Genomic DNA, 14495 nt, shown 5'->3' with positions numbered 1-14495 from the left:
GGAAGAGAGTCGTTATGAATAAGACGCGGATCTTGATCTCGAATAGTGATGACCCTTGGTTCAACTTAGCGGTGGAAGATACCATCTTTCGATCGATGCCAGCAGATCAACGTGTGCTCTTCTTATGGCGCAATGCCGACACCATAGTGATTGGTCGTGCGCAAAACCCTTGGCGTGAATGCAATACTGAGCGCATGCAACAAGATGGTGTGAAATTGGCACGACGCCAGACTGGCGGTGGCGCGGTGTTTCATGATTTGGGCAATACCAATTTTACCTTTATGGCGCCCAAGCCCGAATACGACAAAGAAGTATCGACCAATATTGTCTTGGCAGGTCTAGAAACCTTGGGAATTAAGGGGCTGGCCAATGGGCGTAATGACTTAGTGGTCGAAGACGGTGAGATGATTAAGAAGTTCTCAGGATCGGCTTATCGTGAGACCTCTGACCGCGGCTTTCACCATGGTACCTTGTTGTTAGATACAAACATGCAGCGTCTAGGGGATTACCTGAACCCTGATGCGAAAAAACTGGCGGCCAAAGGGATCACCTCCGTTCGCTCTCGGGTGATTAACTTAAAACAGATTCAGCCAACCATTGATCATCAAGTGGTATGTGAAGCCATCATTGCGGCCTTTTCAAGCTACTATGGTGAGCAGGTTGAACCCGAGTGGATTTCGCCGGATCACTTTCACGATCTGCCAGGTCTTCACGAACGTTTTGCCCATCAAAGCAGCTGGGATTGGAATTATGGCAGCACGCCACCCTTTACCCACAGCCTAGAAGAACGCTTTGATTGGGGCGGCGTGCAACTGCTGTTGGATGTCGAAAAAGGTGTGATCAAGCAGGCGACAGTGTATACCGATATGCTGGAGCCCGCGCCGCTGGAAAACCTTGCCCCTCGCCTGCAAGGCCTGCACTACAATGTGGCCAATGTGGTGGATGCGGTTGACCAATTGAAGAACAGTTATCCCCACTATGCAACTTGGATGGCGGAGCTCAGTGATTGGCTTAGCCGTGAGTTGGCCTAAGCCAACTTTGCTTTAATCGTGCCTTTTAGCTCGGCAATAAAGTTTTCAATAATCGGCGATTGATGGTCCCTATGTAGGGTAATGCCAATGGTGCAATCTGGCTTCGGCTGCTTGATCGGGACCTGTTTTAGGCGCGGGTTCAGTTGCGTAATATTCCAATCATCATAAAACAATAGCGCGATGGCATCGCTGTGAATCACCAGCTCTTCTGAAGAGGCGAAAGTCAGCATTTCGATGGCTTGGATGGGTGGTTTGTTGTCGATGCTGTGAAATAACGTCTCAAAGTACTCCCGAATCGGCGTGCCATGTCGCGCCACAATCCAACGTTCATCGGTCAAATCTTTCAAGCTCGTCGCTTTATGGTGTATTGGGTGATCTGCTCTCGCGATCAACGCATATTGTGCATGCAGCAAGGGAATCTCGATCAAATCAGGGTGAATTGGCCCTGTTCTTAATAGCCCTAGGAAGCAATCAATTTCTCCTTGGACCAAGGCGTTGGCTAGCATGTGATACGGCCCCTGCATGGCCTGCAGGCGGATCCTTGGGTGTTGCTTAAAGATCGACGCAAAAGCAATCGGTACGATGTCTTGGCAAGAGAAAGACAACATGCCGACGGATAATCTGCCACTGAGCTCGTTTGGCTGAGATTGCAGTGTTTGCTGCAAAGATTGTGCGATGGGCAGTGTTCTTAAAAAAAGTGCGGCCAATTGTTTGGCAGCACTAAGTGGCAGCAAGCCATGGCGCATACGCTCAAACAGGGGCTGGCGCACCATGTTTTCGACTTCTTTTAAGGTTTTGCTGACCGCTGGTTGGGTGATGCCAAGTGCTTCTGCTGCCACGGAAGCACTGCCCAAACGGCAAACTGCTTCGAGCACCATTAAGTGGCGCCACTCCAAATGATTTTTTAGGGTTAAGGCTGAATGGGCCATGTCTTGTAGTGATCGCTCAAGGTCCGCAATGGCGTTGAGGATGCTGGTGCAGGTCGCCAGTACGACTTCGCCATCAGCGGTGAGTTCAGCGCCACTCCAGCCGCGACTAAAGATACTGACTTGAAGGGTTTGCTCCGCTTGCGCCAAAGCACGTGACACGCTCGATTGACTCAGATTTAGGGCGAGGCTGGCATTTTGCTCTGAGCCTTTTCTCATAATGGCGTTGATAACGCGACATTGCTTTAAGGTCAGCAGAGTGCTGAGGTGGTCGTGTTTCATTAGGGCGTCCTAGGCAGTACGGATTCTTGCTTGGCACAACAAGATATAACTAAATTTTAGGTTAACTTTATAAATGTGCATAGGACAGATTGTCTAGCGCTGTGTAGTTTTAAATGGAACCAGCAGCACAGCGATCAGCTGAAGCGGGAAGACAATGAATTCTAATAATAAACAATACAGCGATATTCCAGGGACCACGGTCTTTGATGGCGAGATGGCCCGCAAAGGCTTTCATTTAAATCAGTTCTGCATGTCCCTGATGCAAGCGGAAAACCGAGACGCCTTTAAACAAGACGAGCGCGCTTATCTTGATCAATTTGGTCTCAGTGAGGCACAAAAGCAAGCCGTACTCGGGCGTGACTTCAGTCAGCTTATTGCCCTAGGCGGCAACATCTACTACCTCGTTAAAATCAGTGCTTGTGACGGTTTAAGCGTTGCCGCTGCCGTCTCTACCATGACTGATCTCAGCACAGAAGAATACCTCGACATGATGCGTCGTGGTGGCCGATCCCCCGAAGGTAATCGCTATCTTAAGGAGCAACAATAATGGCCAAGGTTCAAGCCGGTCTCGGTACCTCGCATATTCCTTTACTGGGTCGCATTATGGATGTTGGCGACAGTGATAAAGCGGAGTGGGCACCTGTCTTTTCAGGCTTTGAGTTCACCAGAAAGTGGATCCGTGAACAGCGTCCTGATGTGGTGATCTTGGTCTACAACGATCATGCCACGAGTTTTGATATGAAGTTTATCCCGACCTTCGCCATGGGCTGTGCCGAGCAGTTTCAGCCTGCTGATGAAGGCTATGGCGCCCGCCCTGTGCCGACGGTAAAAGGTGCACCAGAATTGGCTTGGCATCTCACTGAACAGCTCATTCTAAACGGTTTTGATCTCACCATTGTGAATGAAATGGACGTTGACCATGGTTTAACGGTGCCGCTCTCGATGGTATTTGGGCAGGTGCAAGAGTGGCCCTGTCGGGTCATTCCATTGGCGGTCAATACGGTGGTGTACCCCGCGCCAACCGGTGAGCGTTGTTTGGCACTAGGCAAGGCGCTACGCCAAGCGATCGAGCAATTCCCAGAAGATCTGAATGTACAAGTTTGGGGCACTGGCGGCATGAGTCACCAACTCCTTGGTGAGCGTGCGGGGTTGATTAACCAACCTTGGGATCTTTCCTTTATGGACAGTTTGGCCGATGACTATCAACGCTTAGCGAAAATTTCGCAGGTGGAATATATCCGCGAATCTGGCACCGAAGGCTGTGAGATGGTGATGTGGCTGATCATGCGTGGTGCTCTGAATCAGGTGAAGGAGGTGCATCGTCACTATCACGTTCCAGTTTCTAATACGGCTCTCGGGCATATTATTTTTGAACAAGAGGCCGAGCCATGAAAACAAAATTAGTGTGTTTGACGGGATTACTGTGTGACCGCTTAGTGTGGCAAGGGGTAGCGGAACAGCTGAAGCCCTTGGCGGATGTCGAGATTATTAGTTTTGCCGGTTTTGATGATCTGACCGCCATGGCGCAATCGGTATTGCAGCAAGTCGAAGGTAAATTTGCTTTAGCAGGGCACTCTATGGGGGCTCGGGTAGCGCTTGAAGTTTATCGCTTAGCGCCGGAACGCGTGACCCATTTAGCGCTTATGAATACCGGTGTACACCCAAAATCAGAGAAGGAGATACCAGGGCGAATGCGCTTAATTCAACTGGCGCAGGAACGCGGTACCCATGTTTTAGCAAGTGACTGGCTACGTCCCATGATGTCCCCCCAAGGTCTGCGAAATGCACCATTAATGGCAAAGCTTGAGCAGATGGTAAGTGCTTACTCTGTGGCACAGTTTGAGGGGCAGATTAGGGCCCTTCTAAATCGACCAGATGCGCAATCCATCTTACCCACCATACAGGTGCCGACCTTGTTATTGTCTGGTTCTGAAGATACATGGAGCCCTGTGGCCCAGCATCAAGTCATGCAAGACAAGATAGCCAACAGTGAACTGGTCGTTGTTGAGGGGGTTGGCCATATGGCCCCCGTCGAAGCCCCTGACAAAGTGGCAGACGCGATGACCATTTGGTTAGCGAAAGGAAACTAATCCGTATGAAGAGTTCTGAACTAGACACTATGCTGATGGAATGGCAGTGCCAAAAACTGGTGACTCGCTCGATTAATCTACTGGATCAAGGGCGTTGGCAGGAACTGGCCGACTGTTATGCCGAAGATGGTGTGCTTTATCGCCCAAGTGCTCCATTAGAAAAGGTGGCAGGGCGTGCCGCGATTTTGCAATCCTTTATGGCGCGTCCGGTCAAAGAAACCTGCCACGCTTTAAGCAATATGGAAGTGACTCTGCAAAGTCCCACGGCCGCGACAGTGGTGTCCCGAGTGGTACTTTTTTCAGGTGAGCACAAAGCGCCAGATATTGAGACCATTGTCGCTGCCAAAGGCAATGTGTTTATTGGCCGCTTTGTTGATCAATTAAAAAAAGTCGATGGTGAGTGGGTTATCGCCCTAAGACAAGGATCGATTGAACTAAACTACAAAGGATGTGATTGAGATTGCCACAAAAATGCTAGCAAGATGAGTTTATCGTAATAGGGCGCTGCGCCAATTCGGCTCGTCCCCAGGTCCAAAATAAAAAACGCCTCATGAAGGCACTAAGATCAATATGGGAGAAGAACTATGAAAGTTAGTAAACTGCTTATTGCCGCTTCAGCGGCCATCGCGTTGTCTAGTCAGGTTATGGCCGAGGAGCTGAAGTTTGCCAACTTCACACCACCATTTCATACCATTAATGCCTCAGTAATTGAGAAGCTAAACGCTGACTTATCTGCCGCCACCAATGGCGAGCTCACCGTGCGGGGATATCATGGCGGAGAGTTGGGCTCTGGCCCTGCCGAGCAGTACATTCGTGTGCTACAAGGCGCAGCAGATCTGGCGTGGGGGTTACCAGGCTACACCTCATCACAATTTGGCAAAACCATGATTGCCGAGCTGCCAGGGGCGATCCCAGAAGATATGCCAGGCTACCAAGCCCTGTGGCGTGCCTACGATGATAACCTCAGCCAAGAGTTTCCAGGTACCAAGCCGCTGGCGCTATGGACCTCGGAGCCAAATATTTTCATCATGCGCGACAAGGTGATTCGTTCACCACAGGATTTAAAAGGTCTTAAAGTTCGTGTGGCCGGTGCCACGGCAGCAGAGGTTGCTAAGGCTCTAGGCGCAACGCCAGTACAGATGCCGATCAGCCAAGTCTACAACGCCATGCAAACCGGTTTGATCGATGGTGTGATTACCGGTGCTTCCACCTTGAAAGACTTCAAACTGGACGAGGTGGCGGATGCACTCACCTTGGGCGCACCCTTGGGTCGTCTGGCGTTCTTTACCGTGCTTAACGCACAAGTGTATTACGATTTGAGTTCTGACCAACAAGCAGCGATCAGTGCAGCGAGCGGGGCCGAACTGTCGAAGAGTGCCGAAGATGCTTGGTTAGCAACCGCCAATGCAGCGCTGGCTGAAGCCAGTAAGAATAGTGCTAACACCATTGTTGAGTTGAGTGACGCTGAGAAAATGGCTTTCAGCAAAGCTGTATCAGGGGTCGTTGAGTCCTATGTGGAAAGTGTCGATGGTGATGATGCCCTAGCTGCAATGCAAGGCAACTAAGTATGTTGATCACCATTCGAAAACTGGCGGATGGGCTGATAAGCCTGTCCGCAGCGATCGGGGCGCTTGGACTGATCTTTATTATGCTGGTGATTTTGGTGGACGTCATAGGGCGAGCACTAGGTTCGCCCATGTACGGTTCTCAAGACATCATCACCATGTCGATGACCGTGGTGGTATTTGGCGCCATGGCGATTTGTGATCGTACTGGCGGGCATATTTCCGTGGATCTGTTTGAGCGTGCTTATCCAGAGCTTCTAAATCGTATCATCGACATTGTGGCGGCCTTATTAGGGGCGGTTATTTTTGTCGGCATTGCCTATGCGGTCAACGAAAGTGCCAAGCTTTCAGCCATGCTAAACCTGTCCACTAACCTGTTACGTTTACCCAAAGTGTGGTTTCAAAATGGCCTCTCTGTGTTCGCCTTATTGACGGCGGCTGGCATGTTGTTGCGTGCGCTGGAGTTAACTTTTTCGGGACGTGATGTACGTAAAAAAGGAGGCTCAGCATGAGTGCTTCAATGATCGGCATGCTCGGTATTCTGATTATGTTTGTGCTACTGGTACTTCGGGTGCCCGTGGCATTTGCTATGTTTTCGGTAGGCTTTACAGGCATTACCATTTTGGACAGCAGTCGCTCTGCGTTCAGTCTGCTCGCATCGGAAAGCTTTACCTTGGCATCGTCTCCGGAATTGGTGGTGATTCCGCTGTTTATTCTGATGGGCAATGTGGCCTCGGTGACCGGTATGAGCCAGCGCTTATACGATGCGGCTTATGCCATCATTGGCCAATTTCGTGGCGGCTTAGCTTCGGCCACTGTGATTGGATGTGGTGGTTTTGCAGCGTTATCTGGCTCGTCGGTGGCGTCCGCTTTGACCATGGGCAAAGTGGCTCTAGGGCAAATGGACCGCTTTCATTACAACACCCGCTTATCCACCGGGGTTGTCGCCGCTGGGGGGACCCTAGGGATTTTGATCCCACCGTCTACTGGTTTTGTTATTTACGCCATTTTAACCGAGCAAAGTATTGGTCGCTTGTTCCTTGCCGGTGTATTGCCAGGCATCATGTTGCTGCTGTTGTTTATCGTCATGATCATGGTGATTTGTTACTTCAAACCAGAATTTGGTCCCGCAGGCCCAAAGACTAACTTACAGGAAAAGAGCAAAGCAATTCTCGGAGCAGGCCCCATCGTAGCGGTGATTTTGCTGACCATTGGGGGGATTTACGGTGGTTTATTTTCCCCAGTAGAAGCGGCCGCTGTCGGTGCGGGTATCGTGATTTTAGTAGGCTTTATAAGTCGAACCTTGTCGATCAAGATGCTTTGGAAAGCTTCTCGTGATGCCGTGGTGACGACCGCCACTGTAATGTTGATCCTTATTGCGGCACATATGATCAACCCATTTATGGCGCTTAGTCATATTCCTGCGGCCGTTGGTGAGTTTTTATCAGTATTGGATCTTGGTGTCACAGGTACCCTGATTTTGATCCTGATGATTTATTTGGTGTTAGGCTGTTTTTTGGAAGGCTTCGCCATGTTGGTGCTGACTCTGCCGATCTTTTTTCCGATTATTCTGCAGCTGGGTATCGACCCTATTTGGTTCGGTGTATTGACCGTTTTGACTCTTGAAATGGGCTTGATTTCACCACCAGTGGGGATTAACGTTTTTATCGTGAAATCGGTGGCACCCAATGTGGAGTTAGGGGATATCTTCCGCGGCGTATTGCCATTCTGGTTAATGATGATCCTTGCGGTAGCGCTACTAATGGCGTTTCCACAAATCGTGCTGCTGTTACCCAATACCATGTTTGGTTAAGGCGATTGCGTTCTGTCATGTAAAACGGCTCTCAATGCAGATTGAGAGCCGTTTTTTTGCCTTTGGCGTACGCCTGTTAATGACTCAGAGGCAGCTGGATGGCGATTTTTAACCCGCCTAGCTCACTGGCTAAAGCGCGAATGCTGCCATTGTGCTGGCGGATGGCATTTTCAGTGATGGCTAGGCCCAATCCTGTGCCCCCAGAGTGTTGGTCACGGGCGGTGGAGACGCGATAGAAGGGACGGAAAATGGCATCACGTTCTTCTTCTGGGACGCCTTCACCATCGTCCTCTACGGTGATGGTGAGCTGATCTCCATCCTCTGACACGCAGACTTTTATTTGTGATTTTCCGTAATAAATAGCGTTGCGTACGATATTTTCTAGGGCGCTCATTAACAGAGGTGGATGACACAGTATGGTGCGTTCAGGGATGCTGGAGAAAGTCAGGCTTTTGCCCATTTGCTCGGCTTCGTATTGGGTGTCTTCGAGCAGCTCTTCCCACAAGCTTTGTAGGGGTTGCTGTTCACGTTGGTTGTGACTGTCGACTTGCATTCGTGATAGCTCAAGCAAGTTATTAATCATGGATTCTAAGCGCTGAGCTTCGGTTTCAATACGGCTAAGCTCAGGGCTTTGCCCCAGTTTGCGCTGGGCCAAGGAGTTGGCCATCCCCAAGCGTGTCAGGGGAGAGCGCAGCTCGTGGGAGATATCGGACAACAAACGTTGCTGACGCGAAATCATCTGATTCACCGCTTCCACCATTTGGTTAAAGCTGGCCCCCGCTTGACGAAATTCTGAGGTGCCTTTCTCTAACTCGGGATCGATGGTGAACTCTCCTCGGGCGACCCGTTGTGCGGCTTTTTCAAGGCGTCGAGCCGGTTGACTTAGGGCCCAAGCTAACCAGAGTAACAGCGGTGTGCTGACTAACATGGTGACCAATAAAAGTTGGAACGGGTGATCAAATAGTTGAATCAAGAAGCTGGGCGGACGAGTCCATTTTATGCCCACATAAAGAAGATAATCGGCGTTCGCGAGGCGAATAGGGATGGGGCCGGCCAACAGAAAGCGTCCGTAGAGGCGCTGCTGTGGGACGTTGTTGTCTTCGATGTTGGTGACAAAGTTACGCAGCGCACGAGCACTCATGGAGCGACGCTCGTAGGGTGATAATAAATTACCTTCTTGGTCGGTAATAAAAAGCTCTAAACCGCCATCACCGCCGCGACCATCGTGTTTGTGGCGCTCATCGGTATGTTGCTTGAGTTGCCAAACGATCGTTTGAATGTCCGTTTGGCCGCGAAATTGGTGTTCGATTCGATCTCGGGCATCGAGCAAACGCTGATAATGACTTTTCGGCACATCGGTCATTTTACGCGGGTCGAAATGCTGTAATGACAGTACCGCCATCAGCACTAAAAACATGGTGAACCAGAAGATGGCAAAGATGCGACCATATAGGCTGGTGATTTTAGGCAGGCGCATCAATCGCCCCCTTCGGTGAGTAAGTAGCCACGTCCGCGCAGGGTCTTAATGCGTGGCTTGCCATTGTCCCAGTCGGGTAGCTTCTTGCGCAGGTTGGAAACATGCATGTCGATGGCGCGATCAAACGGTGCTAGGCGTTTGCCCAACACATCAAGACTGAGTGTTTCTTTAGTAATCACTTGCCCAGGGTGTAATAAGAAATGCTGCAGCAAGGCAAACTCGGTACTGGTGAGCTCCATTAACGCTTCGCCACAGTATGCTTCGAGCTTGCCGGGATAGAGCTTGATATCAAAGTATTCGATGACGTCGGCTTGGTTATCGGATTGACGGTTGTTGGCGCGGCGCAGAATGGCGCGGATACGGGCCAGTAACTCGCGCTCACTAAAGGGCTTGGCTAAGTAATCGTCGGCACCGAGCTCAAGGCCGACAACACGGTCGATTTCTTCCCCTTTGGCGGTCAGCATCAGCACTGGGATATCAGAGTGTTCCCGTAAACGGCGCAAGGTATCCATGCCGTTTAGCTTGGGCATCATCACATCCAGTAAAATCATATCAACCTGTGGCGAGAGCATGGCCAGCCCCGCTTCACCGTCGTGCGCCACTGATACGGTGAAGTTTTCAAAAGTGAACACTTCCTTCAGCAGTTCTGTCAGTTCAATGTCATCGTCAATTAAAAGTATATGTGCCATAAGCGCCTCGTCAGTCATAGGGCGTGCTCTAACGGTTCCGGTTAGCGTACATCTTAGCTATGGATTTTACTGGGAATAGCACGTCGTCGTGCACTCTTTACGATACTTTACCATGCCCAGACACCGGTTTACCTAGCAAGGATTATTCTGTTCAACATGCGCTGACCAACAGCGAGCTGACATCACTTTAGAGAGAGGGAATAAAGATGAACTTGAGTAAAAAATTAATCGTTGCTGCGATTGCCCTGCCGTTGTTCGCAGGTTCAGCTTTCGCGGATGGGGATCGTTCTGGCAAAGGTCGTCATCACCAAGAGCGCCACACTTGTGCGAGCGAGGCGGGGGCTTTTCAGCAATTGTCACTTTCAGAAGCGCAGCAGGCGGAACTGAAAAAACTGCGTAAGAGCCATCGAGAGCAGATGATGCAGCAGCGTGAACAGCATAAAGAGCGTATGAGTGCTCACCAAGCCGAGAAAAACGAACGCGTTAAAAAGATCTTATTGGCGCCAACATTTGATAGCAACGCCGCGCAACAATTGGCCGATGACGCAGCGGCGATGCTAGCGAGTATGACGGTGAAGAAGTTAGCGTTTGAGCATGAGTTAGTAAGCGTTCTGACAGCAGAGCAGAAACAGCAGTACATCAGCTTAAAGCAGGACCACAAAAAAGGGCGTTGTGACAGCAAGCGCGGCCACGACAAGAGAATGCATGGTAAACACCATGGAGAATCTGAGCCAAACGCTTAACCCCGACATCGTTAGCCTAGGCTGCCCACGTGCGTTGGGCAGCTCGCTTAATGCAGTTGTTCAATCAGAGCTCGGTAGGTTGCTAAGTTAGCTTTGATTTGTTTGCCTAAATCTTGCCCGGTCATGATTCGAACCGGTTGATTGATCCGGTTCATAAAGGCGATAAACTCTCCTGAAGACGCGGCATCAATAAACACCTTTTCCAGCTTACTGACAATCTCGTCTTGGGTTCCTGCGGGGGCCAAAATCCCGACAACCGAGGGGAACGACACGTCATAGCCCGCTTCTGAGAGGGTGGCCACTTGCTCAAAGTCTGGGTCACGAGCATTATCCAATACCCCAAGCAGCGTTAATTGACCGCTTTCAACCAAGTCTCGATACGCAGGCACTAGCGCCATATCTATACGGCCGTTCAGCAAGGCGGCGGTGGTGGATGCCGCACCATTAAAAGGTATGTGTTTGAGGGGCGCGCCCGTTTCATTGGCAATCAACTCAAATGCCATATGAGGGCCGCCCAAGGCGCCCGCTGTACCATAACGTATGGTGGTACCAGCGAGTGCGCTATCAATCACTTCTTTGATGGAGTGATAAGGACTGTCAGCGGTAACAAGGACGCCATGGTACGGGCCTGAGTAATTCATAATAGGTGTGAAGTCTTCCAGCGGTTGGTAGCCCACTGGGCGCACGGCAGGCGTGACAAACAGCGGCGACGAGGTGGTGGCAATCAAGGTGTAGCCATCTGGCTTGGCATGGGCCACTGTCCGCATAGCGATGGCGCCGCTGCCTCCCAGTCGATTTTCAATCACAATCGGTTGCCCCAGCGCTTCTTGTGCTAATGACGCTAGTTTACGTGCAGACAGGTCGGTTGTGCCTCCGATGCCGTAAGGGACGACCATAGTAATTGGGCGTGTAGGGTAGTCTTGTGCTGCGAACACGGATGCGCAGGCCATAAGCGCCGCCCCGATGAGGGAGGCCTTCCTAAGAGCATGATGTGTGCTTTGAACCATAACTGGCTCCTAAATTCCTCGTATCATTCTCATTTACTTTGTGCGCTCGTCATAGAACTAAGACTGAGTACGTACAAAGGATCATGATTCCTTGTCAATGTATTAGGTAAAACAGCTGTTACGCCATACATGATGCCTTAAGCGCGCCAGGGGGTTACAGCATGGCGCTTTTAGGAAGCTTAGTTGACGATGAATCGCTCTGCTAGATTCTGAGTTTGTTTTGTGAATTTCCCTATACACTGAAAGGATTTAGTGACAAAGTATTTGCCACACAAAAGTTAACACTTGGCAGAATCCTAGGAGTGGCGATTCGTGTTTAGACAAACCTTGTTACCGATTTGGAGTCTATTGTTTGGGGTCGCCATTATTACCATGGCCAGTGCGTTACAAAGCTCACTGATTGGTATTCGTGCATCCATCGAGGACTTCAACACCACGGCCACAGGTTTGATCATGTCGTCTTACTATGTCGGCTTTATCCTAGGCTCGATTTTGGTGCCCATTTGGGTCAAGAACGTTGGTCATATTCGAGTGTTTGCCGCCGTTGCATCGCTGGCTTCGATCACTATCTTGATGCAGTCTGTGGTGGTCAATCCATGGTTTTGGATGGCCATGCGTATGGGCACAGGCTTGTGTTATGCCGGTTTGTTTATTGTCACCGAAAGCTGGCTCAATGGTATCGCCACCAATAATACTCGAGGGCGTCTGTTCTCCATTTATATTATCGAGATTTGGGCCAGCCAAACTCTGGGTCAGTTCTTATTGAATGTGTCATCGCCGAGTGGCTATGACCTGTTTATCTTAACCTCTATTTTAATCTCTATGGCGTTGGTGCCTTTGTTGTTGGTGCGCACGCCGTCACCAACCATCGAAGTGCCGGAAAAGTTGAACCTAGATGGGTTGGTAAAGGCAGCGCCACTGGGAGCGACGGGGGCCTTTGTCTCAGGCATAACCTCGGGAGCTGTGCTGGGCCTTGGGGCCTTATATGGTAAAAGTATTGGTTTGGATGTGGCGGAGATTTCCATCTTTATGGGCGCCAGCTACATCGGTGGTATGTTGCTGCAATGGCCCATTGGTAAGTTTTCTGACAGCCAAGATCGTCGTGTGACGATTTTATGGGTGGGCGTTATTTCCGCCATCACGGCCTTGGTGGTGCCGCTTGGGCATGGCATGAACAGCCTGATGGTGATGCTGGTGGGGATGTTCTTAATCGGTGCGTTTACCTTCCCAATGTATTCCTTGTCTTCGTCCCATTTGAACGATCATTTGCGTCCAGAACAACTGTTGTCGGCCAGTAGTGGTTTGATTCTCTTGAACGGTGCCGGTGGCGTATTGGGACCACTTGTGACGTCGGCGATGATGGATGTTATCCATTTAGACGCTTTGTTTGTCATGCTGGCGATTATGAACCTCGCCATTGCCGTCTTTGCATGGGCACGCATACGCGCCAAAGCGCCGATCACGATGGAACAGCAGGGGGATCATATGCATGTGGGGATCGCCATGTCGCCTGTGGTCGCGGCTGAGATGTTGTCAGAAGCGGATTCGAGTACCCCCAGTGCCTCTGAATCGAATGAGGTGGAAGTTAAGCTTTAGCGACCTGTGGGTCGGTCAGGGAAGGGGGCGGTGTTGCGACAAAGTAAGCCAGTTGTAAAACTCATGAACTTTATCCGCCAGCGCTACGCTTTGCTAAAAGGAAGCGTGTATGATGGCCTCTGACGCGGTGAGCGAATAGAGTCACAGGCCCGACGACATAGCGAGGTCTGGCACGTTCTGTGCTTGATAATTAGAGTACAAATGAAAGAGTAGTGTTTGAGTGACCAGCGTGCTGCTCTTTTTCACCATTAGGCATGACAAGTGCCACTGTTTTTTGGCATAAGGGTGTTAAGTAAAACCTTGTGTTAGCGTATTTAAGTTAAGTTAGTCAAAGTGTCACTCGAACAGTGTTAGTTTTAATTGGGGCGGCCGCGCGGTATGACATTGGCGCCCCGTGAGTCTTTAGAGAAGGAAGGATTATGATTCGTAAATGTTTATTCCCAGTAGCGGGTTACGGCACGCGTTTCTTGCCAGCAACTAAGTCTATGCCAAAGGAAATGCTTCCGATCGTAAACAAACCGTTGGTGCAATACGGTGTTGAAGAAGCAGTGGAAGCCGGCTTAGAGAACATTACTTTTGTGACTGGCCGTGGTAAGCGCTCTATTGCTGACCACTTTGATATCAGTTACGAGCTTGAGCATCAAATCGCCGGTACGGCAAAAGAAGAGTACCTAACGGGTATTCGTAGCATCATTGATAAGGTGAACTTCTCTTTTACCCGTCAGCATGAGATGAAAGGTTTGGGCCATGCAATTCTAACGGGTGAACCGTTGATCGGTGATGAAGCCTTTGGTGTAGTGCTTGCCGATGACCTGTGTATCGGTGGTGAATACGATGGTGTGATGGCGCAGATGGTGAAACTGTTTAAACAGTTCCGCTGCTCTATTGTGGCGATTCAAGAAGTGCCAGAAGACGAAGTGCATAAGTACGGTGTCATTGCGGGTGAGTCGATCAGTGATGATATTTTCCGCGTCACCAACATGGTGGAAAAGCCAAAGAAAGAAGATGCGCCGTCAAACTTGGCGATCATTGGTCGTTACATCTTAACACCGGATATCTTTGAAAAGATCCGCGAAACACCACCGGGTGCTAACGGTGAAGTACAAATTACTGATGCGATCCTACGTCAAGCTCAGGAAGGTTGCGTGCTAGCGTACAAATTCAAAGGTCGTCGTTTTGACTGTGGTAGTGTGGATGGCTTTGTGGAAGCGACTAACTACTGCTATGAGAACATCTACAAAGCTAAATAAGTGTGTACCTGATCTAAACGCAAAAA

15 protein-coding genes are annotated in these 14495 nt (G+C 50.2%); 11 read left to right on the top strand and 4 right to left on the bottom strand.

Annotation, left to right across the window (positions count from 1 at the left end; all coding sequences use genetic code 11):
* Positions 1–14 precede the first annotated feature (14 nt).
* Entirely contained in the window at positions 15–1031 is a 1017-nt protein-coding gene (gene lplA / locus MAQ5080_RS01080) for a lipoate--protein ligase (RefSeq protein WP_067204256.1), read from the top strand.
* Here the strand turns inward: lplA and MAQ5080_RS01075 are convergent.
* Entirely contained in the window at positions 1028–2239 is a 1212-nt protein-coding gene (locus MAQ5080_RS01075) for a LysR family transcriptional regulator (protein WP_067204253.1), read from the bottom strand. The two genes, lplA and MAQ5080_RS01075, sit on opposite strands and share 4 nt — an antisense overlap.
* Before the next feature lie 154 nt (positions 2240–2393).
* On the opposite strand from MAQ5080_RS01075, the gene ligA reads away from it, so the two are divergent.
* The 7 genes from ligA (at position 2394) to MAQ5080_RS01040 (ending at position 7707) form a co-directional block, all read left to right on the top strand.
* The gene (ligA, locus tag MAQ5080_RS01070) at positions 2394–2786 is read left to right on the top strand and encodes a protocatechuate 4,5-dioxygenase subunit alpha (RefSeq protein ID WP_067204249.1); all 393 of its coding nucleotides are present in this window, start codon (positions 2394–2396) and stop codon (positions 2784–2786) included.
* Positions 2786–3631 (top strand): class III extradiol dioxygenase subunit beta, encoded by an 846-nt coding sequence (locus MAQ5080_RS01065; protein WP_067204246.1) that lies wholly within the window; start codon positions 2786–2788, stop codon positions 3629–3631. The genes ligA and MAQ5080_RS01065 overlap by 1 nt, the downstream gene beginning before the upstream one ends.
* Positions 3628–4329, top strand: a complete 702-nt coding sequence (locus MAQ5080_RS01060) for an alpha/beta fold hydrolase (protein WP_067204243.1) — start codon at positions 3628–3630, stop codon at positions 4327–4329. Before MAQ5080_RS01065 ends, MAQ5080_RS01060 begins: the two co-directional genes overlap by 4 nt.
* A 5-nt stretch (positions 4330–4334) precedes the next feature.
* Positions 4335–4787 (top strand): nuclear transport factor 2 family protein, encoded by a 453-nt coding sequence (locus tag MAQ5080_RS01055; RefSeq protein WP_067204240.1) that lies wholly within the window; start codon positions 4335–4337, stop codon positions 4785–4787.
* 126 nt (positions 4788–4913) lie between these two features.
* Positions 4914–5894 carry a TRAP transporter substrate-binding protein gene (locus MAQ5080_RS01050; protein ID WP_067204237.1) on the top strand — a complete coding sequence of 327 codons (981 nt, stop codon included), beginning with the start codon at positions 4914–4916 and terminating at the stop codon, positions 5892–5894.
* A 2-nt stretch (positions 5895–5896) separates the two neighbouring features.
* Positions 5897–6406, top strand: coding sequence for a TRAP transporter small permease (locus tag MAQ5080_RS01045; protein WP_067204236.1), 510 nt, complete (start codon positions 5897–5899; stop codon positions 6404–6406).
* Positions 6403–7707 carry a TRAP transporter large permease gene (locus MAQ5080_RS01040; RefSeq protein ID WP_067204234.1) on the top strand — a complete coding sequence of 435 codons (1305 nt, stop codon included), beginning with the start codon at positions 6403–6405 and terminating at the stop codon, positions 7705–7707. Before MAQ5080_RS01045 ends, MAQ5080_RS01040 begins: the two co-directional genes overlap by 4 nt.
* 76 nt (positions 7708–7783) lie before the next feature.
* Here MAQ5080_RS01040 and cpxA read toward each other — a convergent pair whose 3' ends face one another.
* The gene (gene cpxA / locus MAQ5080_RS01035; RefSeq protein ID WP_067204232.1) at positions 7784–9184 is read right to left on the bottom strand and encodes an envelope stress sensor histidine kinase CpxA; all 1401 of its coding nucleotides are present in this window, start codon (positions 9182–9184) and stop codon (positions 7784–7786) included.
* Positions 9184–9873 carry a response regulator gene (locus MAQ5080_RS01030; protein WP_067204858.1) on the bottom strand — a complete coding sequence of 230 codons (690 nt, stop codon included), beginning with the start codon at positions 9871–9873 and terminating at the stop codon, positions 9184–9186. The genes cpxA and MAQ5080_RS01030 overlap by 1 nt, the downstream gene beginning before the upstream one ends.
* Before the next feature lie 206 nt (positions 9874–10079).
* On the opposite strand from MAQ5080_RS01030, the gene MAQ5080_RS01025 reads away from it, so the two are divergent.
* Positions 10080–10616, top strand: coding sequence for a Spy/CpxP family protein refolding chaperone (locus MAQ5080_RS01025; RefSeq protein ID WP_067204229.1), 537 nt, complete (start codon positions 10080–10082; stop codon positions 10614–10616).
* Positions 10617–10663: 47 nt separating this feature from the next.
* Here MAQ5080_RS01025 and MAQ5080_RS01020 read toward each other — a convergent pair whose 3' ends face one another.
* Entirely contained in the window at positions 10664–11623 is a 960-nt protein-coding gene (locus MAQ5080_RS01020; protein ID WP_067204225.1) for a Bug family tripartite tricarboxylate transporter substrate binding protein, read from the bottom strand.
* Between the two features lie 312 nt (positions 11624–11935).
* Here MAQ5080_RS01020 and MAQ5080_RS01015 point away from each other — a divergent pair, with 312 nt between their 5' ends.
* Both MAQ5080_RS01015 and galU read left to right on the top strand, forming a co-directional pair.
* Positions 11936–13219 (top strand): MFS transporter, encoded by a 1284-nt coding sequence (locus tag MAQ5080_RS01015; protein ID WP_067204222.1) that lies wholly within the window; start codon positions 11936–11938, stop codon positions 13217–13219.
* Positions 13220–13638: 419 nt separating this feature from the next.
* Positions 13639–14469, top strand: a complete 831-nt coding sequence (galU, locus tag MAQ5080_RS01010; protein ID WP_067204219.1) for a UTP--glucose-1-phosphate uridylyltransferase GalU — start codon at positions 13639–13641, stop codon at positions 14467–14469.
* Positions 14470–14495: the final 26 nt, after the last annotated feature.

The sequence above is a fragment of the Marinomonas aquimarina genome (genome assembly GCF_900089755.1).
Lineage (GTDB): Bacteria > Pseudomonadota > Gammaproteobacteria > Pseudomonadales > Marinomonadaceae > Marinomonas > Marinomonas aquimarina.
The sequence above is the reverse complement of the archived record's forward strand: the minus strand, read 5'-3'. Positions and strand labels throughout refer to the sequence as shown.

Excerpts from the sequence above, each read along its gene's own strand:
- MAQ5080_RS01060 (WP_067204243.1), top strand. The coding sequence starts at position 3,628 with ATGAAAACAAAATTAGTGTGTTTGACGGGATTACTGTGTGACCGCTTA.
- MAQ5080_RS01025 (WP_067204229.1), top strand. The coding sequence starts at position 10,080 with ATGAACTTGAGTAAAAAATTAATCGTTGCTGCGATTGCCCTGCCGTTG.
- MAQ5080_RS01040 (WP_067204234.1), top strand. The coding sequence starts at position 6,403 with ATGAGTGCTTCAATGATCGGCATGCTCGGTATTCTGATTATGTTTGTG.
- MAQ5080_RS01030 (WP_067204858.1), bottom strand. The coding sequence starts at position 9,873 with ATGGCACATATACTTTTAATTGACGATGACATTGAACTGACAGAACTG.
- MAQ5080_RS01075 (WP_067204253.1), bottom strand. The coding sequence starts at position 2,239 with ATGAAACACGACCACCTCAGCACTCTGCTGACCTTAAAGCAATGTCGC.
- lplA (WP_067204256.1), top strand. The coding sequence starts at position 15 with ATGAATAAGACGCGGATCTTGATCTCGAATAGTGATGACCCTTGGTTC.
- cpxA (WP_067204232.1), bottom strand. The coding sequence starts at position 9,184 with ATGCGCCTGCCTAAAATCACCAGCCTATATGGTCGCATCTTTGCCATC.
- MAQ5080_RS01020 (WP_067204225.1), bottom strand. The coding sequence starts at position 11,623 with ATGGTTCAAAGCACACATCATGCTCTTAGGAAGGCCTCCCTCATCGGG.
- MAQ5080_RS01055 (WP_067204240.1), top strand. The coding sequence starts at position 4,335 with ATGAAGAGTTCTGAACTAGACACTATGCTGATGGAATGGCAGTGCCAA.
- MAQ5080_RS01050 (WP_067204237.1), top strand. The coding sequence starts at position 4,914 with ATGAAAGTTAGTAAACTGCTTATTGCCGCTTCAGCGGCCATCGCGTTG.
- MAQ5080_RS01065 (WP_067204246.1), top strand. The coding sequence starts at position 2,786 with ATGGCCAAGGTTCAAGCCGGTCTCGGTACCTCGCATATTCCTTTACTG.
- MAQ5080_RS01045 (WP_067204236.1), top strand. The coding sequence starts at position 5,897 with ATGTTGATCACCATTCGAAAACTGGCGGATGGGCTGATAAGCCTGTCC.
- galU (WP_067204219.1), top strand. The coding sequence starts at position 13,639 with ATGATTCGTAAATGTTTATTCCCAGTAGCGGGTTACGGCACGCGTTTC.
- ligA (WP_067204249.1), top strand. The coding sequence starts at position 2,394 with ATGAATTCTAATAATAAACAATACAGCGATATTCCAGGGACCACGGTC.